General features: G+C 62.6%; 17 protein-coding genes. 7 read left to right on the top strand and 10 right to left on the bottom strand.

Annotated features, from left to right (window positions below; translation table 11 throughout):
* Positions 1 to 28 precede the first annotated feature (28 nt).
* Together KUV72_RS02660 and KUV72_RS02665 are read left to right on the top strand one after the other, a co-directional pair.
* On the top strand, positions 29 to 2,368 hold the full coding sequence (locus tag KUV72_RS02660) for a glucose/quinate/shikimate family membrane-bound PQQ-dependent dehydrogenase (protein WP_222237335.1): 2,340 nt from the start codon (positions 29 to 31) through the stop codon (positions 2,366 to 2,368).
* Between the two features lie 297 nt (positions 2,369 to 2,665).
* A complete protein-coding gene (locus KUV72_RS02665; RefSeq protein ID WP_222237336.1) occupies positions 2,666 to 3,283 on the top strand; it encodes a hypothetical protein in 618 nt (205 codons plus the stop codon).
* Between the two features lie 50 nt (positions 3,284 to 3,333).
* Here the strand turns inward: KUV72_RS02665 and KUV72_RS02670 are convergent, their stop codons facing one another.
* The 6 genes from KUV72_RS02670 to KUV72_RS02695 all read right to left on the bottom strand — a co-directional run bounded on the left by KUV72_RS02670 (position 3,334) and on the right by KUV72_RS02695 (position 12,164).
* Entirely contained in the window at positions 3,334 to 4,515 is a 1,182-nt protein-coding gene (locus KUV72_RS02670) for a lactonase family protein (protein WP_222237337.1), read from the bottom strand.
* Positions 4,516 to 5,087: 572 nt separating this feature from the next.
* Entirely contained in the window at positions 5,088 to 6,452 is a 1,365-nt protein-coding gene (locus KUV72_RS02675) for an APC family permease (RefSeq protein WP_222237338.1), read from the bottom strand.
* 512 nt (positions 6,453 to 6,964) lie between these two features.
* Complete coding sequence (locus KUV72_RS02680) at positions 6,965 to 7,996, bottom strand: histone deacetylase family protein (RefSeq protein WP_222237339.1); 1,032 nt, start codon at positions 7,994 to 7,996, stop codon at positions 6,965 to 6,967.
* Positions 7,997 to 8,014: 18 nt separating this feature from the next.
* Positions 8,015 to 9,415 carry an NAD(P)/FAD-dependent oxidoreductase gene (locus tag KUV72_RS02685; protein WP_222237340.1) on the bottom strand — a complete coding sequence of 467 codons (1,401 nt, stop codon included), beginning with the start codon at positions 9,413 to 9,415 and terminating at the stop codon, positions 8,015 to 8,017.
* The gene (locus tag KUV72_RS02690) at positions 9,412 to 10,788 is read right to left on the bottom strand and encodes a Na+/H+ antiporter NhaC family protein (RefSeq protein WP_206942894.1); all 1,377 of its coding nucleotides are present in this window, start codon (positions 10,786 to 10,788) and stop codon (positions 9,412 to 9,414) included. The genes KUV72_RS02685 and KUV72_RS02690 overlap by 4 nt, the downstream gene beginning before the upstream one ends.
* An 83-nt stretch (positions 10,789 to 10,871) precedes the next feature.
* On the bottom strand, positions 10,872 to 12,164 hold the full coding sequence (locus KUV72_RS02695) for an NAD(P)/FAD-dependent oxidoreductase (RefSeq protein ID WP_222237341.1): 1,293 nt from the start codon (positions 12,162 to 12,164) through the stop codon (positions 10,872 to 10,874).
* A gap of 286 nt (positions 12,165 to 12,450) precedes the next feature.
* On the opposite strand from KUV72_RS02695, the gene KUV72_RS02700 reads away from it, so the two are divergent.
* On the top strand, positions 12,451 to 13,203 hold the full coding sequence (locus tag KUV72_RS02700; RefSeq protein WP_222237342.1) for a GntR family transcriptional regulator: 753 nt from the start codon (positions 12,451 to 12,453) through the stop codon (positions 13,201 to 13,203).
* 97 nt (positions 13,204 to 13,300) lie between these two features.
* The gene (locus tag KUV72_RS02705) at positions 13,301 to 13,960 is read left to right on the top strand and encodes an MOSC domain-containing protein (RefSeq protein WP_222237343.1); all 660 of its coding nucleotides are present in this window, start codon (positions 13,301 to 13,303) and stop codon (positions 13,958 to 13,960) included.
* Between the two features lie 163 nt (positions 13,961 to 14,123).
* Here KUV72_RS02705 and KUV72_RS02710 read toward each other — a convergent pair whose 3' ends face one another.
* Complete coding sequence (locus tag KUV72_RS02710; protein WP_222237344.1) at positions 14,124 to 15,890, bottom strand: peptidoglycan DD-metalloendopeptidase family protein; 1,767 nt, start codon at positions 15,888 to 15,890, stop codon at positions 14,124 to 14,126.
* A gap of 484 nt (positions 15,891 to 16,374) precedes the next feature.
* Here KUV72_RS02710 and KUV72_RS02715 point away from each other — a divergent pair, with 484 nt between their 5' ends.
* Together KUV72_RS02715 and KUV72_RS02720 are read left to right on the top strand one after the other, a co-directional pair.
* Positions 16,375 to 17,310, top strand: coding sequence for a LysR family transcriptional regulator (locus KUV72_RS02715; protein WP_222237345.1), 936 nt, complete (start codon positions 16,375 to 16,377; stop codon positions 17,308 to 17,310).
* A gap of 72 nt (positions 17,311 to 17,382) precedes the next feature.
* The gene (locus KUV72_RS02720; RefSeq protein WP_222237346.1) at positions 17,383 to 18,387 is read left to right on the top strand and encodes a glutathione S-transferase family protein; all 1,005 of its coding nucleotides are present in this window, start codon (positions 17,383 to 17,385) and stop codon (positions 18,385 to 18,387) included.
* A gap of 20 nt (positions 18,388 to 18,407) precedes the next feature.
* Here KUV72_RS02720 and KUV72_RS02725 read toward each other — a convergent pair whose 3' ends face one another.
* Positions 18,408 to 18,863 (bottom strand): YaiI/YqxD family protein, encoded by a 456-nt coding sequence (locus KUV72_RS02725; RefSeq protein ID WP_222237347.1) that lies wholly within the window; start codon positions 18,861 to 18,863, stop codon positions 18,408 to 18,410.
* A gap of 444 nt (positions 18,864 to 19,307) precedes the next feature.
* Between KUV72_RS02725 and KUV72_RS02730 the strand changes: the two genes are divergently transcribed.
* Complete coding sequence (locus KUV72_RS02730) at positions 19,308 to 21,059, top strand: DEAD/DEAH box helicase (protein ID WP_222237348.1); 1,752 nt, start codon at positions 19,308 to 19,310, stop codon at positions 21,057 to 21,059.
* A 233-nt stretch (positions 21,060 to 21,292) separates the two neighbouring features.
* On the opposite strand, the gene KUV72_RS02735 is transcribed toward KUV72_RS02730, so the two are convergent.
* On the bottom strand, positions 21,293 to 22,042 hold the full coding sequence (locus tag KUV72_RS02735) for a glutamine amidotransferase (protein ID WP_222237349.1): 750 nt from the start codon (positions 22,040 to 22,042) through the stop codon (positions 21,293 to 21,295).
* Complete coding sequence (gene argE / locus KUV72_RS02740; protein ID WP_222237350.1) at positions 22,039 to 23,211, bottom strand: acetylornithine deacetylase; 1,173 nt, start codon at positions 23,209 to 23,211, stop codon at positions 22,039 to 22,041. The genes KUV72_RS02735 and argE overlap by 4 nt, the downstream gene beginning before the upstream one ends.
* Between the last annotated feature and the right edge of the window lie 72 nt (positions 23,212 to 23,283).

The raw sequence follows: 23,283 nt of genomic DNA on the forward strand, positions 1-23,283 counted from the left end.
ACACGATTCAGCGCAAGGACCTTGGATCATGATCATTGTTTCCCTCATCTTCGCCTTGGTGGGGCTATCGCTCCTGGGGGGTGGCGCCTGGCTGATCACCCTGGGCGGAAGCTGGTATTACGCTCTCTCAGGTGCCGTCCTGCTGGCGGTTGGCGTCATGCTGCGTCGCCGTAGAGTACAGGCTCAGCTGTTGTTTGCCGGTCTGCTGGTGGCGACTGCCGTGTGGGCGCTGTGGGAGTCGGGCTATGACTGGTGGCCCCTCGCGACGCGTATGGGCCTGCTGATGCTGCTGGCCATTCCGCTGCTGTGGCCCCCTCGTGCCGGCAAGCGAGTTGGTACGGCGGTGCTGCTGCCGGTATGGGCCATTCTGGGTGTCGGCCTGCTGGGCAGCATCGCGGTGGATGCTCACCGCATCGACGGCCGTCTCAATGAAGACGAGGTCGTGCAGTCTCCTGATCTGGGCGACTCTCCCGAGGCCAGCTGGCATGCCTACGGGCGTAACAATCTTGGTCAGCGTTATTCGCCGCTGAACCAGATCACCCCCGAGAACGTGGGAGACCTGGAGCTGGCCTGGCAATATCAGACGGGAGACCTCAAGGGCCCTGACGATGTTGGAGAGACCACCTACGAAGCCACGCCGCTGAAGATCGGCAATGGCCTTTTCCTGTGCACGCCTCATAACTGGCTGGTAGCACTCGATGCCGATAGCGGTGAGAAGCTGTGGCAGTACGACGCCAAGGTTCCGGCGGAAAGTTCGCGTCAACACCAGACCTGTCGTGGCGTTTCCTATCTGCCGCCAGCCAGCGGAGATGAAGATGCTCTGGATGTGGCGGTGATGGACGCTCCTTCCGAGTCTCTTGAGCCAATTCAGTGCGATGCTCAACTGTTCATGCCGACCTCTGATGCTCGCCTGCTGGCGGTGGATCCGGCGACCGGTGCACTGTGCGAGAACTTCGCCGATAACGGTGAGCTGGATCTGATGCACAATATGCCGTTCAAGCAGTCTGGCTTCTATTACTCCACCTCACCCCCCGTAGTGGCCAATGGCCTGGTGGTGGTCGCCGGCGCGGTCAACGACAACTATGCGGTCAACTCACCCTCCGGTGTCATCCGTGCCTACGATGCCAGGACCGGTGAACTGCGTTGGAACTGGGATTCCGGTAATCCACAGGAGACCGCGCCGATCGCCGAAGATGAGACCTACGCCACCAGCTCGCCCAACAGCTGGTCGGTGGCCAGTGCCGATGAAGAGCTGGGCCTGATCTACTTCCCCATGGGTAACCGCACGCCCGATCAGCTGGGCCAGTTCCGCAGCGAGGCGGAAGAGACGTACGCCACCTCCGTGGTGGCACTGCGTCTCGACAGCGGTGAGGTCGAGTGGGTGCAGCAGTTCGTCCACCACGATCTGTGGGATATGGACACGCCGGCGCAGCCGAGCCTGGTCGATCTGTACACCGACGAGGGCATGCAACCGGCCCTGGTGGTACCGACCAAGCAAGGTGATGTGTATGTATTGAACCGTGCTACGGGCGAACCGATCTTCCCGATCACCGAAGAGCCGGCCCCTCAGGGCACCATCGAGGGTGACTTTGCGGCCCCGACCCAGCCCAAGTCGGCGCTCAACTTCCGTCCGCCGACGCTGCGCGAGGCAGACATGTGGGGCGGTACACTGGTCGACCAGATGATCTGTCGCATCCAGTTCCGTTCGCTGCGCTATGAAGGGCAGTACACGCCTCCGTCAGAGCAGGGCACCATCGTGTTCCCCGGTAACTTCGGTGTCTTCAACTGGGGCAGCGTCGCGGTGGATCCGAAGCGTCAGGTCATGTTCGGCATGCCGCTGTATCTCGCCTTCACCAGCACCCTGGTGCCGAAGGAAGGTGCCGACCTTGGCGAGACCAACCAGGGCGAGCAAGGACTTAATGAAAACGCCGGGGCGGACTACGCGGTAGAAATGAAGCCGTTCCTGTCGCCGCTGGGTGTACCTTGTCAGCAGCCTCCCTGGGGCTATGTGGCGGGCACCGACCTGCGCACCGGCGAGGTGGCCTGGCAGCACAAGAATGGCACCATCGAGGATATGACCGCGTTGCCGCTGCCCTTCAAGATGGGGGTGCCTGGCATCGGTGGCCCGGTGATCACCGATGGCGGCGTGGCGTTTCTGGCGGCGGCCGTGGATGACTACTTCCGCGCTTACGATCTGACGACGGGAGAGCAGCTGTGGGAGTCGCGTCTGCCGGCCGGTGGCCAGGCCACGCCGATGACCTACCTCAATAGCAAGGGTGAGCAGATGGTCGTGTTGGTCGCAGGTGGCCACGGCTCCATCGGTACTACCATCGGTGACTATGTGATGGCCTACAAGCTGCCCGAGTGAAGAGAGCCTGGGCGAGCGCTGTAGCGCGCTCGTCCCGCTCGCAGTGTTGCGAAAGCCCCCGTCGGTCTGCCGGCGGGGGCTTTTGCGTAAAGGGTGCCGTGCCTCTCTATAATGGGATGTCGAACGAGCGGTCGAAGGGTGCGAGGTGCTTGGTCTAGGTGCCAGGTGCCAGGTCTAGGTGCGGCAAAATAGCCAATTCCGCCTGGCTGGATTGATTCTCATAATGTGAATCTTTGGACCATCACGGCCCATCGCGAGGCTGTCTTGGCCGGGTCTGCCATCCACTGAGGAATCCCGATGTCTTCCATTGCCCTGTACGTGGCGATCTATCTCGCCGTTCTGCTGTCGATCTATCAGGTGTATTACATCTACTATGAACAGCACTTCGCCGACTTCGAGAAGCGTCCGGGGTTGGATGAAGAGGGGCTGGCGGAGTTATCGGAGCTGGCTCGTCAGGTAAGGGAAGGCGGGGACCGCACGGCATTCGAGGCGGCGGTGCGCTCGCGCCTGGGGGATCGACTCGACCCCCGGGTCGTGCTCGCCGCCTTTGCTCGGGAAGGAGAGCCGGTCAATGCGGCGCAGTTGCTCCGGCGGCGTCGGCAGATTGTGACCAATGGCAGCATCATGGTGCGCCATCTTGCCCGCTGGAAGACAACGCCTCCTGCGCGGGATATTCGCGGGCTGATGATCCTGGTGATTACCGTGCTGTGCCTGTCAGTGCTGGCACTTGGGGGATTGGCGATCTACACCGTGGGGTACCAGCTGGCATCACCCGCTCTGGCCTGGGCCAACGAGCCGGCGGTGCTGCTGGCGCTGATCGTCGGGCTGATCGTCGCGACTCACCTGGTCTACAAGCTCGATGTCTACCTGCACGACCTCTACCAGATCGGTCGCTTGAACTTGCACTTCCAGTAAGCGACATGCGCTGGCTGGCCCCCGCGGGCCAGCAGCGTCAGACTCACGGATCACCCGTCTTCCAGTACCACCAAGCCGTAAGTACCGAGGGTAGGCAGTCCGCCTGAGCGGTCACGCAGGGACAGGCTGCCATCTTCGGCAACGTCGAAAGCCAGCACCTCTCCGGTATTGCCTACCAGTTGGTAGAGTGAGTCTCCGGCAGGATTCAATGCCATGTCGGAGAAGAACAGGAGCTCGCCATCGTCCTTGTAGGCGGTGGCGTCCTCCAGGGTGACGCTGCCATCAGGGTCGACATGGTAGCGGCTGATCGAGCTAGACAGGGCGTTGGCCGTAAAGAGGGTGTCGCCGCCTGCGTTGAGCGCCACCCAGCAGTTGGCAATTTCACCTCCTTCCATGGCTTCCCCGGTGAGGGCATCGCCCGTTTTCAGGGTGAGTTTGCCGTGCTTGTCCAGTACGTAGCTCGATACCGAGCTGGTCTGCCAGCTATACAGGGGGCTCTGCGGAACCCGGTTGGGGTCTTCACGCAGACCGAACTCCGGGGTCAGGAAGCGGGCCTCTGACATGAGTATGAGGTCTCCGGGGTCGCCCTTGCCGACAGCAAAGCCCACCGGGATGGCCTGAAAGCGATCCTGAGGCGAGCGTGGACTGTCTACCGTGGCAACGGGCTCGGCGGACAACCCGTCGGGACTGGCGGCAAAGCTGTGGATCTTTCCGCTCACCAGCTCGTTGACGATGACAACGTCTCCGGAGCTGGAAAAGCCGATGGTCGAGGGGCGAGCGCCCAAATCTCGGCGACTGCCGTCGACGGCGGCCAGGCCTTCGGGGGTATGGCGATAGAGCGCGATGGAGCCGGCCTGGTTGCTGTTGCCGACGCTGGCTACCGCAATCAGCTCGTCGTGGATAGCCACCGACACGGGAAAGCGATCCGAGGCTGGCTCGCTATTGACCGCCTGGAGGCTGCCGTCTTTCTCTCGATTCATCAGGCTAAGCGTGCCGTCGCCCGGGTTGACGACGATCAGCCAGGTGCCATCCGCCGCAGCGGCGAGGGCATTGGCGGAGATCAGTGGATCGTCGCCGTTGGCGAGTGGGTGCTGGGGATTCTTCTCGAGGGCGGGAATCTCCAGGTCGCCGGTCCCAAGGCCGCCGGTGGCGTACTCTGCCACCAGGCTCAGCGGGGTCGTGTTATCGGCCCGAAAGGCGGCAACCGTATTGCCTTCGGCCTTGTTGGTCACCACGTAGATCGTGTCTGAGGCGAGGCAGTTTGACCATGGTGTCAGGCTGAGGAGCAGGAGTGGCGCGAGGGAGTGAGGTGAAAAAGACAACGGCTCGCGCCAACGTGAGGGGAAAGCCAGCGACGACAGGGGGCGTAACAGTGTGTTCAGGCGAAGTGTCATGAGCGTGGTTCTCCATCATCGTCACCCTAGAGGGAGGCGGTCCAAGGCGGGGTGGCCTGGGCCCTGGTGTGCACGCGATCAATGCACATTAGTCACGGTAGGGCAGGAGATGGCGCCGGGCGGGCAAGTCTGTGCTCGGTCACGATAACCCTGAGATAAATGGCCGCTGCGATGCCTGAATGCGCGATCAGGCAGGGTCTGCAGGGATGGCTCGAACGCAAGATGCCGACATCCCAGGATGTCGGCATCTTGCCAAGACAGGACTGTCCAAGGCAGGGCTGGCTAAGGCAGGACCGGCTGGTGATAGGCAGAACTCGGGCACGCTTAGCCCTTTCCTGGTTCTGTCTGCGCGCTCTCGGTTCGCCGGCAGCGCTTTCTCAGCCCTCTCTCAAAAACCTCTCGACAACCTCTCAGTTCTCCTTCAGCTCCAGGTCCGGCACGTCATGCTTGAACATGCGGGTCAGGTAAAGCAGGTAGGCAAAGCCCACCGCCACCCAGGTCAAGCCCACCTGGAAGGTATGCGCTGAAAGGCTCGACCATAGCCAGATGGTCAACAGGAAGCCGACGCTGGGCATGACGCCGTAACGCAGCAGGTTCCTGGGCTGCAGCAGGTGCTCGTCCACCAGGTAGTGCTTGATCACCGACAGGTTGACGAAGGAGAACGCCACCAGCGCACCGAAGCTGATCATGGTGGCGGCGAGCTCAAGGCTGATGACCAGCGCCATCATCGAGATTCCACCGACGATCAGGGTAGAACCCAGCGGCGTGCCGTAGCGCTGGCTGACCTTGCCGAATACCTTGGGCAGCACCTTGTCGCGTCCCATGGCGAACAGGATGCGCGAGACGCTGGCCTGGGCCGCCATGGCCGAGGCAAAGCAGCCAGCGACATAGGCGGCGGTGAAGAAGGTCACCAGGAAACTGCCGCCGGCGCGGCGCATCACGTCGACGGCGGCCGAATCGACACTGCCGAAGCTCTGGTAGTCCGGGAAGACCAGGTGGCCCACGTAGGAGGCGAGGATGAACAGGCCGCCACCGATCAGCGTGCACAGCATGATGGCGCGCGGAATATCCCGCTTGGGCTCTCGGGTTTCTTCACACAGTGTCGATACCGCATCGAAGCCGAGGAAGGACAGGCACAGGATGGCAGCGCCGCCAATCACGCTGGCCCACTGGAGGCTTTCGCTGTGGAAGGGGGCCAGCAGCGAGGGTGTCTCGCCGCTGCCGATCACCTTCAGCGATATGGCGATGAAGGTCGCCAGAAACACGAACTGGAAGGCGATGATGATCAGGTTCATCTTGGCCACCAGCTTGATGCCGAGGATATTCAGCGCTGTGACGGCCACGATGGCGCCCAGCACCCAGACATGCTGGTCGACAGCCGGAAAGTATTCTTTCATGTAGATGCCGATGACCAGGTAATTGATCATCGGCAGAAAGATGTAGTCGAGCAGCAGTGCCCAGCCGACCATGAAGCCGACGCGTCCGCCGAAGGAGCGGCGCGTGTAGGTATAGGCAGAGCCAGCGGTGGGATAGTGCTCGACCATCTTGCCGTAGCTATAGGCGGTGAAGAACATGGCTGCCAGGGTGACGATGTAGGCCATGGGGACATGGCCCGCGGTCATGTCGGTGACCACGCCGTAGGTCGTAAAGACGGTCAGCGGGACCATGTAAGCCAGGCCGAAGAAGACCAGGGCGGGCAGGCCGAGAATGCGCTTGAGCCCACTGTCCTGGCCGTCATGGGCTTCGGGAAGGCTGGAGGAGCGTTGCTGTGTCATAAGCCGGATCCTGTTGTCATTGCTGTTGTGGAGGCTTGTGCTTCTACGTGTGTTGTTACTTGGGAGTGTGATCGTGACGGTGTCGATGTTCCGGAGTAGAGGTGCAGGAAGTTGAGTCGCCGGTCCTTGACGCACACTCGCAGTGCCATTGGCCTGGGCCATATGGGACCAGAGCGCATAGGACTAGAGCGCATAGGACCAGAGCGCACTGAACCAGAGCGCATAGAACCGGAACGATAGAGCTCGGGGCGGTTTGGCGCGTAGGTGAGGGCATCCTTGGGTGTTCTGGCGACACCGGTCCGTGTGGAGGCTGGCGTTGTCAGTGGCAACCGACTGACGATGCATGTCACTGTTCTGTCATTATTCACATAGTATGCAGAATGCTTTGTGAGGCGCCGCCGGAGGCGCGCGAAAGTCGTTAGCGTTGCGCCCCGGCGTACAGGACAGGGTCGAATGTCCTCCGCGTCCTCTTTCCTGAAAGCTTCCTTACGTCTCTGCCTTGGGCTATCGCGCTATGCGGCATCGAAGCCTTTCAGCACGTTCACCGCGTTGATGCCAATTTCCTCCACGGCATAGCCGCCTTCCATGACGAACAGGGTCGGCAGGCCCAGGCGCTTGATTCGCGCACCGATCTCCAGATAATCCTCGCTTTTGAGGGTAAAGGAGCTGATCGGGTCGTTTTCGAAGGTGTCCACGCCAAGGGCGATGATCAACAACTCCGGGGAAAAGTGGCGTACCTTGCCGGTGGCATCCTCCAGCGCCTGCAGCCAGCTGGGGAAGTCGGTGCCGCTAGGCAGCGGGTAGTTGACGTTGAAGCCGCTGCCTTCGCCGTGCCCCGTTTCGTTGGCAAAGCCGAGGAAATAGGGGAACTCGTCCATGGGATCCCCATGTAGCGACAGCGTCATCACGTCGCTGCGCTCGTAGAAGATATCCTGCGTGCCGTTGCCGTGGTGAAAGTCGATATCGAGAATGGCCACCCGCTCACATCCGCGATGGCGTGCCTGCTGCGCGGCAACCGCCACGTTATTGATAAAGCAGTAGCCACCGTACTGGTCGCGGGCGGCATGGTGACCGGGAGGACGACACAGCGCGAAGGCTGGCTCGCCGTGAGCAAGCACATGATCCAGTGCGGTCAGGGCAATGTCCTTGCTCAGCAGTGCGGCTTCGAAGGTCTCTGCGGTCAACGAGGTCTCGCCGGCCAGCGCGTAGTAGCCCAGGCGCCCTTCGATATGGCGAGGAATGGGGCCGCCGGGCATTCGCCGAGTGGGCCAGATGTTGGGGATCGCTTCCCCTTCGTAGCCGGCCGCCTGCCAATCGCGCCAGGCGACCTTCAGGAAGTCGATGTATCCCTTGTCATGAATGGCCAGTACCGGCTCGAGCCCATGGCTGTCTGGCGGCCTGATCTCGCCCAGCTGTTCGGCCCTGGCCCGGTCGATGATGTAGTCCACTCGTTCAGGACACTCGAAGGGGGCAACGAGCTGCCCGGCAAACAGCTCCGTCCTGGTACGACGGTGGCGAGTAGCGTCACTGTGGATGATCAGCATGGGGTTCTCCTGTCGGAACTACTCGATCAACGAGGCAAAGGTATCGTTGAGTCGAGCGAGAGCGGGGCTTAGCAAGGGGAGATGGCGCTGTCTGGCCAGCAGCGCCTCCTCGGCGGCGTAGGTCAGAGTAATGCCTTTGGCGCCGAGCCAGCGCAGCGGCTCTGGCTCCCAGCGCTTGAGCAGCGAGGTTAATGCGCCGTCACAGACCCAAGGTGCCCTGGTACGTGGCGTATCCAGCGTGAGTATCCGCTCCGCCAGCGAGCGGGCCATCAGGTGGCTGGCGGCCACGCCTTCACCGGCATAGCCCCCCAGGGTGGCGATGCCCTCGCGACGATCCATGATGGCGTGGGGGCGAAAACTGCGCGAGAGGCCGAGGGTTCCCCCCCAGCCGTGGCTGATGGTCACCTCGCCAAGATCAGGAAACAGCGACTGCAGTAGTGCCTTGCGCATGGCAATGTCAGCGCTGCTGATGGCGGTCTGGTGGCGTGGCAGTGCCTTGTAGGGATAGTGCCCCCGGGCGCCGAAGATCAGTCGGCCGTCGCGGCTGCGGTGACCGTAGTTGATCAGGCGGCTGGCGTCGGCGAAGGTGGGGCGATCATGCAGTCCGATGGCCTCCCACTGGGCCGCGCTGAGCGGCTCGGTGGCAATCACCAGGCTGGACACCGGCACCAGGTGGGGGCGCAGCTGTGGCAGGGTGTTGTAGCCTTCGGTGGCCACTACCGTCATCGCCGCGGTCACGCTGCCGCGGGATGTGGTCACACGGCCACCGTCAATCTGGTCCACCGGGCTGTGCTCGTGCAGCGTCACGCCCATGTCGGTCAGGCGCTGTGCCAGTCCACGCAGCAGCTTGCCGGGGTGAAGACTGGCGACCTGGCGGTGAAAGAGGGCGCCAAAGGGCCGCTGGAAGCGCGCCTTGGTCTCGAGTTCCTCCGCCGTCAGCCACTGACAGTCCTCGGCCCGATGGCCGAGTGCCAGCATGTGCTCGCGGTAGTCCCGTTGCAGCGCCTCCTGTGCGGGGTAACGGGCAGCCACATAGAGCGCGCCGCCCTTGTGGAAGTCGGCATCTATCCCTTCCTGGGTGAGGGTCGCGCCGATGGCATCGACATTGTCGGCCAGCAGGTCGCACAGGGCCTGTCTCTGCTCGGTGGAGTGCCCCGTCAGATGGCGTCCCAGTCCGGCCAGGCTGCCGATGGCCCAGCCGCCATTGCGGCCCGAGGCTCCGTGCCCCACATGGCGCGCTTCCAGCACGCGAATATCCATGTCCGGGGACAGCGTCTTGAGGTAGTAGGCCGTCCATAGCCCGCTGAAGCCTCCCCCGATGATCACCACGTCGGCCTTGGCATGGGTCTCGAGCGGTGGGTGATGTGGCGCTCCCTCAAGAGCGCCGGACCAGAAACTGGTGGGAGATGGTGTCGTCACATGAACCCCAGTGCCAGATAGAGAAGGCCGGCCAGCATGCCCGCCAGTGCGGCGTAGGGCAACTGGGTGAAGGCATGCTGGAAGGGCGTGCAGCCACTCGCCTGAGCGGTCAGTACCGTGGCATCCGAGTAGAAGCAGGCGTGGCTGCCGAAGGTACTGGCTGACAGGGTGGCCCCGATCACCAGCGTCATGTCAGCGCCGAGGTTATGCCCGAGCGTCGTGACGATGGGCAGGATGATGACGAACACCCCCCAGTTGGAGCCCGTGGCAAACGACACGAAACCCATCAGCGCAAAGATGACAAAGGGCAGAATCTGGGCGTTGATCAGTGGCTCGACCGTGGTGATGATGTATTCATTCAAGCCAAGCGTGGTGTTGACGTCATTGAACATGAAGGCGGCAACCAGCACCGCCAGGGCATCCAGCATCGACTTGAAGCCCTCCAGGATATTGTCGAAGGTTTCCCCCGGTGACAGCTTCTTGAGGCCGATGAAGGCGACAATCATGCCGGCCAGGGTGACGAAGATGCCCATCAGGAAGTCGAGGTCGAAGTACCAGGTAAAGAACGCCAGGGAAGCCATCGGCAGCAGGAACATCCAGATGCTGCTGCGAGTCTGGTGCTTGGCCTCCAGGTGCCCGATCTCGTCATCGATATGCTCAGCCCCAGGCGGCACGCACAGTCCCTCATTCTGGGCGCGCAGCTCGGCTTTCTTCATCGGGCCAAACAGGGGAATCTTGCCATAGGCGACCAGCGGCACCATGGCCACGGCAATCCACGGATAGAACATGAAGGGAATCGCTTGGATGTACTCCCACACGCCCTGTCCGTCGGGGGCCAGGCCGTTCTTCTCGATCAACGCACCAAAGAACACTGCCCAGGTCGAGATGGGGATCAGCACGCTGACCGGGGCGGCGGTGGAGTCGATGACATAGGCCAGCATTTCGCGAGATGTCTTGAAGCGGTCCGTCACCTGACGCATCGAGGTACCGACGGCCAGGGAGTTGAGGTAGTCGTCAACGAACAGCACGATACCCATGAACCAGCAGCCCAGCAGCGCCCTCGGCTTGTTGGTGATGAAACGCAGCAGGCTGTGGGCGAAGGAGCGGGAGGCCCCGGACTTCAGCAGCAGCGCGATGATCGACCCCATCAGGCCGCACACCGCGATGACCCAGGCCACGTCCTCGTCGGTAAGTACCGTCAACAGGCTGTCTGCCAGGGTAGACAGTGCACCGGTCGGCTGAATCAGCAGAGCGCCGACGAAGGCGCCTGCCACCAGCGGTTCCAGGGCCCGCCGACTCCATAGCGCGAGCAGTAGAACAACGACGGTGGGCAGCAGGACGAGCCAGCCGTCAGCGGGAAACAGATCTTGCATGGGGAGCCTCCTGGGCATTCATTGTTGTTGGTTCAGGAGCGTGGCGTCATGGCATCGTTGTTATGTGGGGTAGGTCTTAGGGCCTAGCGAAGTCTCTCGCGGAGCTGGTAGTACCACATGCCGGCCGCCAGCAGGCCATTGCCGATACGCTCGCTGACCGGAATACGCCAGTGGCGCATATTGGCAAACAGATCGAATTCTTCGAGCTGGCCGCTGACCGCTGCTGCCATGATGTTGCCGACGATGTGCGAGGTGGCGATGCCGTGGCCAGAGTAGCCCTGGGCATAGAACACATTGGGAGACAGTCGTCCCAGCTGGGGAATGCGGTTGATGACGATGCCGGCCTGGCCTTGCCACTGGTAGTCGAGTGCTACCCCAGCAAGCTGCGGGAAGGTGTGTTCGAGGCGCGGCCGTAACTCTGCCCCGATGTCCTGGCTTGCCTTGCCGGAATAGTTGGCACCGCCGCCGAACAGTAGACGACCGTCGGCGGTCAGGCGGTAATAGTCGAGCACAAAGCGGGTGTCATAGACGGCCAGGTCCTGAGGATTGATGGCCTGGCGCTGTTCGGCGCTAAGCGGAGCCGTCGTGACGATGCCCAGCGACGCGGGAAACAGCTTGCCCTTGAGCGCTTTGCGCTCGAGGCGGTGGTAGGCATTGCCGGCGAGCACCACGCTGGCGGCATGGACACGTCCGCGATCGGTGATCACGCAAGGGGCATCGCCGTGCACAACGTCGGTCACCTCGGAGCCCTCGAACAGCAGCCCACCCAGGGATTCGATGGCCCGCGCCTCGCCCAGGCACAGGTTGAGAGGATGCAGGTGCATGTTGTAGTCGTTGCGCACGGCGCCGTGATAGAGCGTCGTACCAACGAGCTGACGTGTCTGCTGTGCATCCAGCAGCGACAGGTGCTGGGCAATGTCGTGGCCCTGTGAGGCGTCCACGTCACGCTTCAGCTCGTCCAGATGGCTTGGCTGATAGGCCGCATGCAGGTGGCCGAATTTAAGGTCGCAATCAATGCCATAGCGTTCGACGCGTTGGCGCAGGATGCGATGACCGCGCCAGCGTAGATCCCACACGAAGTTTTCGGCCTGCTCACGCCCCAGGGGGCCGCTGAGTTGCTTGAGCATGGCGTCCTGGCCGGAGAGACTGCCAGTGACCTGGCCGCCGTTGCGACCGGTAGCGCCCCAGCCGATCTTGTTGGCTTCGATCACTGCCACCCGGTAGCCGCGCTCCGCCAGTTCCAATGCCGTGTTGATGCCGGTAAAGCCGCCGCCGATGATCGCTACATCAACGCTATGCTCCCCCTCCACGACAGGGTAGTGGGTTTCCTGATGGAGGGTTGCCGAGTAGTAGGATGCGCAGCGCGGTTGTGCCATGGGGCCTCCGGGGACGTCACGGTGTCATTGTTAGTGTGATCACATGGTGTGATCACACTAGCAGCAAGCTCCACAGCGCACAAGCAAGAGGCGTGTGCATCACGACTTCCTTCTGCTTTGCTGTTACTGGCTAATGACGCTTCGCCAGATCTCTGCGCGGCCTACCGTTGGTGGTGGGTCGTCCTCCTTGGCCAGGCGGTGGTAGGCGGGCGGGCTCGGTTAGGCTAGGCTGGACGACGATAGCTGTGCGGCCGCCACTTTGCCGCCATCACGACCGAGGAGCGCCATGAATCAGGCTCGGCCTGCAACACCGACAACGGCAGACATCGTTACCGGGCCCAGCCCTGTGGGCGCGGCGGCGCCTGCGTTTCAGCCGGACACTGCCTCGATGCGCATCCATCAGGATTTGCGTCGTCGACTGTGCGAGGGGGAGTTTGGTCCCGGCGATGTCCTGTCGATACGTGGGGTTGCGGCCTGCTATGACACCAGTGCCATGCCCGCCCGTGAGGCCGTGCGCTGGTTGGTCAGCGAAGGTGCGCTGCAATTCGTCGACAGTCGCAAGATCATCGTTCCCTACCTTAGTCGCGAGCGCTTTGTTGAAGTGCTGTTCGCTCGCCGCAGTCTCGAGAGCGAGCTTGCCCGCCAGGCGTTTCCGTTTATCGAGAGCTGCCACATGGAGGCGCTGGAAGCGCTGGATGACAGCATCAATCGCGCCATTGAGGCGGGTGATCTGCGGCGCTACATGCGGGGTAACCACGCCTTTCACTTCTTGATCTATCGGCTCAGTGGATCTGCGGTACTGCTGCCGTTGGTCGAGCAGCTATGGCAGCAGTACGGACCGAGCATGGGCTTCATCTGTACTCGCTGGGGCGGCTCGGGTATCGCCGATGACCACCATCGCGAGATGACTCAGGCCCTGCGCGAGGGCGATAGTGAGGCATTCTGCCAGGCGCTGACGGCGGATATCGAGCAAGGCATGCAGCTGCTGGATGATGATGCGTTCAGCCAGCCCCCACCGTCCGTGGGCTTGAGCGGATAGATCGACACGGGACGCTGGCGCCAGGCAGGACGCCATGTGCCCGTCCCGCGCCGGCGGCGCGGCAACTCCCAAGGACCCGCAGCAGGGGAGCAAGACCATGTTCAGTGATGTTCAGGGGCCCTACGTCAGTGAGCCCCAGATGTTGCCAGGCTTTGGCGAGAAGAGCGGCATTTTCAAGGTATTGGCGGCCAGTCCACAGTGGCTTGGACGGTCTGGTCTGGCAGACGACAGCCAGGCCAACCAGGTGGATCATGGTGGAGAAGATCGCGCGCTTTGCCACTATGCCGCCGATCACCACCAGCACTGGCGCGAGCGATTTCCCGCGGCCCGTGAGATGTTCCGGCCAGGGGTGCTTGGTGAAAACATCTCAAGCCAAGGCGCCGACGAGCGGCAGGTCAGAATTGGCGATGTCTATCGCATCGGGGAAGCCCTGGTTCAGGTGTCACAGCCGCGCCAACCATGTGCCAAGGTGGATGCTCGCACCGGTCAGCCAGGCTTGGCACGAGCGTTCATGCAGGATGCCCGTATGGGATGGCTGTATCGAGTGCTGGAAGAAGGCTGGGTGCCGGCCCAGCCACAGATCCATGTGGTCGAGCGGGGACCGCAGGCGTGGACAGTGGCGTCCTGCTGGCGCGTGCTGGAAGATCGTCGAGCGGCGCTGGAGGTGATGGCTGAACTACGCCAGGTAGAGGCGCTGGCACAGCACTGGAAAGATCAGCTGACGCGGCGAATGGATTACTGGCGCGGGCGTGGCTAGGGGCAATGCTGCTAGGATCATTGCTATCGTGACGAGCGATGCCTGTTGATGCATGGTACGTCGCTAGGGTCAATGCTGTGATGTTCGACACGCCCCAACGACAAGGCCCTGCCTAGGAGGCAGGGCCTTGTCGTGTTCGAGGTCGTTACTTCGCTGTCTTTATCTAGCTGTCGCTGTCGCCCAGTTCTTCTGCCAGGGCGACCTCCGAGCCTGGCGTGGCGGTTTCGAGGGCTGCCAGGGTGGGGCCGGTTTCCTGCTGGAAGGCGGCCAGGGCCTGCCCGGACAGGCTCTGGTTTTCCGGCAGCGCCACGCGCATGGCGTCAACCTGGTTGTTGCTGACCATGACTTCATAATGCAGGTGAGGGCCGGTGCTGCGTCCGGTGTTGCCCGACAGCGCAATGCGCTCGCCCATGGTGACGCGCTGGCCGGTGCTGACCAGCGGACGCGACAGGTGCAGGTAGCGCGTCTTGTAGCCATTGTCGTGACGAATCACGATGTAGCGACCAGCGGCGGGGTGGTTACCGACCTTTTCGACGCGACCATTGGCGGGAGCTTCGACGCTGGTGCCGATCGGCATCGCGAAGTCGGTGCCCTTGTGCGGGCTGATGCGCCCTGTCACCGGGTGGTGGCGACGCAGGTTGAAGTTGGAGCTGATGCGATAGCTGCCCGAGAAGGGGTAGCGATTGAAGGCCGGATCAAGGCTCTGGCCCTCAGGCGTATAGAAATTGTTGTCTTCGGGGTTGCGCACCAGGGTCAGATCCATGCGCTCGCCGGAGTAGGAAACCGCCAGGACGCGGGGGTCGAGGCGCTGCCCATCGATGATGTCGGATTCCACCAGCACCCTGAAGCCGTCCCCTCGACGCGTGTCGCGGCGAAAGTCGAGCTTCTTCTCGAGTACCCGTGCCATTTCGGCGACTTCGGCGCGGCTGAGGCCGGCGGCTTCGGCAGAGCGTGCAAAGCTGCCGCTGACGGTGCCCGCGTAGAGGCGCTGGGAGGACTCTCCCGCGCGCTCGATCGTGGCAACGTCAAACCCTTCAGCCTCGCGCTCAATCAGGTAGCCGTCGCGCACGTTCTTCATGATGCGCAGAGCCTGCAGACGGCCATCTTCATCGAGCTGGTATTCAAAGGTATTGCCGACCCGCCAGCGGGTCAGGACATTCTGGTCGGGCAGATCTTCCAGCAGCGCCATGACCTCGCTGTAGCCCAGGCCCAGTGTCTTTTCAGCCATTTCTGCAAAGGTATCGCCCTGGCGCACGCGGTAGGTCTGCCAGGTCGGCACGAAGGGTTCGTTGGCCGCAATTTCCTCTTCCAGCACGATCGGGCCTTCATCGAACAGCTCCAGCTCGTCTTCGCTCACGTCTTCGTAAGAGGTGGCGTCGCTGGCGACATCGAGTGACTGCTGTTCCAGCATCCCGCTGGCGACGGTGCCCAGCACCACCGCGATATGCAGTGAGCCTTCGTCGAGCTTGAAGGCCGGTGCCTGCTCGGGGCCTTCCAAAGCAACTGGCGCCGCGGTTGATGAAGCTGCGGCGCCAGAGAGCGAGCGGGTGGACTGTAAGGACAGCGGCGGTAGCCCCGACGATGAACGCATGGCGTTTTCAAACTTGACGTCAGCGTGGGCAGTATCGACGAAGTCGATGTCGACGATTTCTGTCGCCTTGAGCTGTGAAATCGGGATGTGCTGGCTGGTGGCATCGAGTGCGAGGTCGATGGCTTCGGCGACAGGTGTTCGCTCGAAGTCCAGTGACGGCAGGCCTGGGGTGGCGCTGCTGTCGAGGGGAACCAGGACAGATTCCAGCGACTGGTTGTCGCGCTGGACATCTTCGTAGGTGGTGACGATCTTATGGGCGCCCAGCACTGTGACCATGGTGGCAACGGGTAAAAGCAGCAGCTTGTGCGTGCGGGGCAGCGAATGAAGGATTCGCATCATGGGTAAAAGGCCATAAAAAAAGTGATGAAGGTAAATATATATAGGCTATCGCACCATACCCCATGGAAGGCGGTATCGCTAGACTGTATGGCCATACAGGAAGGGCGCTTATACTGGGACTTACTGTGCCCAGAAGCGCTTATAGGAGGAAAAGCAGCGACCGCATTTTTCTCGAACGCTGTTTATTAACTACCGTGTATTGGACCCTCGCTACAGAAACTTTGCAACCCCCCGTAAAGTCGTAGTTCTTTATGCCGTGCCGAGGGTGATGGTGTTCTTCATACTTAATACCGTCAAAACGACGGAGCTGTGTGCTTGATCGGACCCACCTCTGCCATCCAGGGAACCAGGGTCGGACATCCAAATTTTACTGAATTCTCGGAGGGTTTCGCTGGCGACGGCGAATGCGAGCGTTGTTGATCCATGTCAAAAAGTCATGGCGGCTGGCATGCTTTGTACCAACGACGAAACATAAGGTTCCAGGATGTCCCGTGTGACGCTTGCTCAATGGCAGATGCTCGCCGCCGTTGTTGACCACGGCGGTTTTGCGCGCGCAGCTGACGCCATTCACAAGAGCCCATCAACGCTGAACCACGCCGTACACAAGCTGGAAGAACAGCTCGGTGTGAAGGTGCTCGAACCGGTGGGGAGGCAAGTCAGACTGACCGAGGAGGGCGCGCTGCTGCTACGCCGCGCCCGGCAGCTGCTGGAAGGGTCGGATGCCTTGGCTGACATAGCAGCGCGACTGCGGGAGGGACTCGAAGCTGAAGTGGTCCTGAGCGTCGATCAGATCTATCCCTCAGAGGCGCTGGCGCGCGCCATGGAGGCGTTTTCCGACGCCTTTCCTCAGGTCAGGCTGCAGTTGCATGAGTCGGTGCTCAACGGTGGCGTCGAGATGTTGCAGGATGGACGTGCCGATCTGCTGGTCTCTGGCCTGCCTGCACCCGGCTACCTGGGTGAGCCGCTGGTCAGCGTGCCGTTTATCGCGGTGGCCCACCCCGACCATCCCTTGCATGGGCTGGACAGGTTGCTGGACCTGCGCGATCTGGAACATCACCGTCAGGTGGTCGTGCGGGACTCCTCCCATCGCGCCGCGCGAGATTCGGGCTGGCTCAAGGCCGAGCAGCGGTGGACCGTGAGTCACATCGCCACGTCTCTGGAGATGCTCGAACACGGCCTGGGCTTCGCCTGGTTGCCCGAGACTCGTATTCGCCGGCAGCTGGATAGCGGCAGGCTAAAGGCCCTGCCGCTGCAGGCGGGGGGCGTGCGAGATGTTCCCATTCAGCTGTTTCATCGAGATGCGGATCGTGCAGGACCTGCCACCAGAGCCATGGCAGAGCATCTACGGCGGGCGGTTCGCCGCTGTGATGGGGCCTCCGATACGCACAGTCATTCGAAAAAATCGGACGATTCGCCGTAAAAGCTGCGCTTGTCGTCGACGCAGTGCGTCGTAAGCTGCTGCCATGTGACACCATATCGAGGAGAGATGGCGATGGGCTTGCTGGTCAATGGCGTGTGGCGGGATCAGTGGTATGACACCGACAGCACCGGGGGCGAGTTTGTGCGGGAGTCGGCCAAGTTGCGGGACTGGGTGACCGCCGATGGTAGCCAGGGTCCACAGGGCGTCCCGGGGGTGCCGGCTGAGGCGGATCGATACCACCTGTACGTTTCGCTGGCCTGTCCCTGGGCGCACCGTACCTTGATCATGCGACAACTCAAGGGGTTGAGGTCACTCATTGGTGTGTCTTTCACCAGCCCGCTGATGCTCGAGAATGGCTGGAGCTACAACGAGGCGGAGGGATCCAGCGGTGACTGGGTCAATGGCGTGAGCTTTCACCATCAGCTTTACACCCTGACCGACCCGCACTACACCGGTCGAGTGACCGTGCCCGCACTGTGGGACAAGCAGCAGGGCAGAATCATCAACAATGAGTCGGCAGAGCTGGTGCGAATGTTCAACGGCGCCTTTGATGCGCTGACCGGCAACCGCAACGATCTCTATCCCGAGTTCTTGCGCGACACCATCGACGAGATCAACGCCGACGTTTATGAAAACGTCAACAATGGCGTCTACAAGGCGGGATTTGCCACCGATCAAGCGGTCTACGAACGCCAGGTCTCGGCGCTGTTTGCCTGCCTGGACCGGCTGGAATCACGCTTGGCCAATCATCGCTACCTGGCGGGAGCCTGGTTGACCGAGGCCGATATTCGCCTGTTTACCACCCTGGTTCGGTTTGACGCGGTCTACCATGGCCACTTCAAATGCAATCTCTATCGCATTGAGGACTATCCGAACCTGAGTCACTACCTGCGTGAGCTCTACCAGTGGCCGGGCATCGCCGACACGGTCAACATGGAGCACATTCAGCGCCACTACTATATGAGCCACGTCACCATCAATCCCAATCGCATCGTGCCGAAGGGACCGGCCCTGACGCTGGATCGCCAGCATGACAGGGCACGGCTAAAGGGCGAAGGCATTTACCAGCGCGGATAGTCCTGCTCAAGCGCCGCCTGCTAAGGCCTGGCGTGGCGTGCCAGCCAGCGGTCCAGCGCGTTGGCGAATTCGCGCCGGTCGGTGTCCGAGTATCCCTTGGGGCCTCCGGTGTGCTCGCCACTGGCGCGCAGGGTTTCCATGAAGTCCCGCATCTGGACCCTTGCCTTGATGTTATTGCGATCCAGCGTCTCACCACGGTTGGTCATGACCATGGCACCCTTGACGAGCGCCTCCAGGGCCAGGGGAAGATCCGCCGTGATCAACAGATCGCCTGGCGCAATGCGGCTGACAATTTCGTTGTCGGCCGCATCGAAGCCGTGGCTGACCGCCATGGCCTTGACCCACTTGGAGGGCGGTAGCGGGATCTGGTGGTTGGCCACGAACCAGGCCTGGGTAGCCGTGCGTTCGGCCGCGCGCACGATGATGTCGCGAGCGACTCTGGGGCAGGCGTCGGCGTCGACCCATAGGTGGGGCATCGATGTCTCCGAAACGGGAATTAGGTGAATGGCTCACAAAAGATGTGGCAAGAACCATTCGCCGATGGTAGCATGCGCGCTCCTCGCATGTGTTGACCCCACCATCATGACGCAGCGACCTCCGATATCCACGGATATCGCGAGCACACAGATGCTGCAACGCGCCAAGCGCGTTCGAATTGTGAAGATGGAGCACTCGACGTCGATTCCGACGGCCGCGGTGCAAACGGTCGCCACGATGGTTCTTGAACGGACGACGTGTCCGTTGCTTGAGCCGATGCCAGGTGCGACCGGCGTCCCAGACTCCGAATGCTGACAACTGACATGTTGACCTTGCTCTGCGTTGCGTAGAGCGACGTCGTTCTGTTCGCCCCGAAATCGGGCGTGTCAGGGACGCCAACCACGTTTTTTTGCCGGTAACCCCGGCCTACCAAGGTGTGATTCATGACCTCGACGACTGTCGCTTCACCGTCTTTCGGTGATCTGGCCCTGCTGCCTGCCGTTCTCTCCGCCATCGAGACCCTGGGCTATGAGACTCCCTCGCCCATTCAGGCGCAGACCATTCCAGCCCTGCTGGAAGGCCGCGACATGCTGGGCCAGGCCCAGACCGGCACCGGCAAGACCGCTGCCTTCGCTCTTCCCTTGCTCTCGCGCCTCGAGACGGATCGTCGTGAGCCTCAGGTACTGGTACTGGCGCCAACCCGCGAGCTGGCCCAGCAGGTAGCGGTGTCGTTCAGCAAGTACGGCCAGAACCTGAAGGGACTGGAAGTGGCAACGCTGTGTGGCGGTCAGGAATATCGCGAGCAGCTCAGCGCATTGCGCCGTGGTGCTCAGGTCGTCGTCGGCACGCCTGGCCGTGTGATTGACCACCTGGACCGTGGCAGCCTCAAGCTGTCTGGTCTCAGCGCCCTGGTGCTGGACGAAGCCGACGAAATGCTGCGCATGGGCTTCATCGACGACGTCAAGCGTGTCGTTGCCGACACCCCTGAAGATGCCCAGCGCGTGTTCTTTTCGGCGACCCTGCCCAGCGAGATCGAGCGCATCGTCAACCGCTACCTGGTGGATCCGGTCAAGGTCACCATCGAAGCGCGTACCACCACCGCGGAAAGCATCGAGCAGCGCCTGGTGCGCGTCGATGGCGGCGCCAAGCTGGAAGCCTTGTCGCGTATCCTCGAGGTCGAGCCGGTCGACGCCGCTATTGTGTTCGTGCGTACCCGTGCCGCCTGTACCACTCTGATGGAGCAGCTGTCTGCCCGTGGTGTCAACGTGGCCAGCCTGTCCGGTGATCTGGATCAGAGCCTGCGCGAGCGCACCATCACGCGCCTCAAGCGCGCCAAGGTCGACGTGCTGATCGCCACCGATGTGGCCGCGCGTGGTCTCGACGTGCCGCGTATCACCCACGTCATCAACTACGATCTGCCCCAGGATGCCGAAGCCTACACGCACCGTATCGGTCGTACTGGCCGTGCGGGTCGTGACGGTGTCGCCATCACCTTTGCCGGCTTCCGTGAAGGCCGCAAGGTGGGCTGGCTGGAGCAGGCCACCGGCCAGAAGATGCTGGCCATGGAGCTGCCCGACGAGGCCGCTATCCGCGCCCATCGTGACAACGTCTTCCACCAGCGCGTGATCGCCGCCGTCACCAAGGGTGCCGAAGAGCAGCGTGCGCTGGTCGAGCGTCTGGTCGAGGAAGGCTATGACCCGATCGATCTGGCTTGCGCCTTCTCGGCTCTGGCCCGTGCTGATGAGGCACCGATCGGTCGCCTGCAGGCTCCGCGCAAGGAGCGCAATGATCGCGCCCCACGTGACGGCAAGCCGCCGCGTCGCCGCGAGAGCCGCGGACCCAGCGAAGGCATGACCCGCTACCGCGTGTCCGTCGGTCACAAGGACGGCGTCAAGCCGGGTCAGCTGGTCGGAGCCCTGGCCAACGAAGGCGGTATCGAAGGCGCCCGCATCGGTCGCATCGATATTCGCAACGGCTTCTCCACGGTTGAGCTGCCCAACGGCCTGCCGGCCAGCATCCTGGCCAAGATGGCGCGTGCTCGCGTCGCCGGTCGACCGCTGGAAATCAGTGAAGATCGCGGTGGTGATCGTGGTGGAGACCGTAATGGAGACCGTAATGGAGAGCGCAGCGGTGACCGCGCCCCGCGTCGTCGTCGCGATGACGATGCGCCGGTACGCCGTCAGTCCCGCGCCTGAGCACCTGCGGCCACCGCCAGGTGGCCCCAGGTCGCGGTCGCAACGTCAGTGCTCGGCTGATGCCGCAGCGACAGCCATCTGACGCGATCTAGACAGAAGTCATGTCGACAACGCAAGAAGGCCGGTGGATATCCACCGGCCTTCTTGCGTTCGCAGACGATGTTGTCGCAGCGCATTCGGCTCGCGACCCTGGCAGGGCCCACGGGGCGACGGCTGGGGGGGCACATCGGCGACTAGTCGCTGATCACCATCTTCAGCGCAAAGGCGTCCAGCAGGCTGCTGGCCTCTGCTGTATCGCGCAGCCCCTGGTGCAAGGCGTCAGGATCTTCCCCCTGGTCGGCGAGCACCTCACGTTGGTGGGCCAGGTAAGCGGCGGTCACGGCGGGGGTGAACTCCGGGTGAAATTGCACGCTGTACTGGCGCGGACCATGACGCAGGGCTTGATAGGGGTCGTGGTCGTTGGCGGCCAGTATCATGGACTGCGGCGGCCGCGTCAGGGCGCTCTGAGCATGGGTCAGCTGGGCGTTGAAACGCTCGGGCAGGCTGGCGAACAGCGGATCCTTGCGTCCCTCGTCGGTCAGCGTCAGAAGCCGGGTGCCGCATTCACGACCAGACGGGTGATAGCCGGCCACGCCGCCAAAGGCATCTGCCATCAGCTGATGGCCGTAGCAGACCCCGAACAGCGGCAGGTTCGCCTGCCAAGCACGACGTAGCCAGGGTTTGAGCGCCTCGCTCCAAGGTGCCTGGTCGGAGACCATGGCGTGGGACCCGCTCACGATAACGCCGTCCTGGTCAGAGACCGCCGGCAGCGAGGCGTGGCGCACGTCGATGACCTCGATGATGCCGCCCTGCTGGCGAAAGCCTTGCAAGCGAGCGATGAACAGATCCTCGAAATCACCGTGGTGCTGGACCACGTCACTAAAGCTGTCCCCGGTCTTGAAGATGGCAAGACGAGCCGGCCCTGGGCGCGATGTCTGACTCATGGCTGGCGCTTCCTCAGGCGTTGGCCGAGAGCGCTCATGAAGTCGCTGCCGGCATCCAGCTGGGGGCGTTCAATGTACTCGTCCGGCTGATGGGCCTGGCTGATGCTGCCGGGGCCGCAAATGACGGTGGGCAGTCCGGCCAGCTGAAATTGACCGGCCTCGGTGGCGTAGGCCACGGCGGCGCCGTCAGGGCTGTCGCCCAGCAGTTCGCGGCATAGGGTCAGGGCCTCGCGGTTGTCGCGGTCGGCCAGGGCAGGCACGGTGGTATTGAGGCGCTCGGTGGTGATGGACGCCTCGGGAGCGCGTGCCTGCATGGCGCTCTCCAGGGTGCGGGCGGTGGCCTCGACACGGGCCAGCAGTTCCTCCGCGTCGTCGGTGGGCAGGTGGCGTATTTCCCACTCGAAGGTGCAGCGGCGGGCCATGATGTTGATGGCGGTACCACCCTCAATCTTGCCGACGTGCAGGCTGGAGTGGATCACGCTGAACGCTTCATCCACACGTCCTTCTTCCTTCAGCTCTGCCATCACGTCTTCGATGCGCGTGACCAGACGAGCGGCCACGTGAATGGCCGAGACGCCTTGATACACCTGGCTGGAGTGAGCCTCGCGGCCGATCACGGTCGTGCGGAAGTTGGTGGCTCCCTTGTGTGCCACCACCGGTGACATCAGCGTCGGCTCACCCACCACGACCGCCGCGGGGCGGGGGTGTTCGGCCATCAGTCTTTCGATCATGCGCGGGGCGCCAACGCAGCCGACTTCTTCGTCGTAGGACAGGGCCAGCCAGATCGGCACCTCAAGTTCGAGCTGGCTCCAGCGTGGTACTTCGGCCAATGCGCAGGCAATGAAGGCCTTCATGTCGCAGGTGCCGCGACCATACAGGCGCTCGCTGTTGGCGCCTTCACCCGCGGTCAGGGTGAAGGGGTCGGTAGACCAGGGCTGGCCGGTGACCGGCACCACGTCGGTATGGCCCGACAGCACGACCCCACCTGGGACGGCTGGACCGATGCGTGCCAGCAGGTTGGCGCGGGAGCCGTCATCGCTGGAGACCCGCCAGTGCTCCACCCCGTGCTGGTCGAGCCATTGCTCGACGAAGGTGATCAGTTCGAGGTTGGACTGTCGAGACACGGTGGCAAAGCCGACCAGGGTCTTGAGCAGGTCGTAAGCGGTCATGGGGGCTCCAGGGGCGGGTGTGGTGAAGGCGCCAATGTATCATGGGCGGTGTGCTGGCCCCAGCACGCGGAC

It is taken from the genome of Halomonas sp. DP4Y7-1, from assembly GCF_019800705.1.
GTDB classification, from domain to species: Bacteria; Pseudomonadota; Gammaproteobacteria; order Pseudomonadales; family Halomonadaceae; genus Halomonas; species Halomonas litopenaei_A.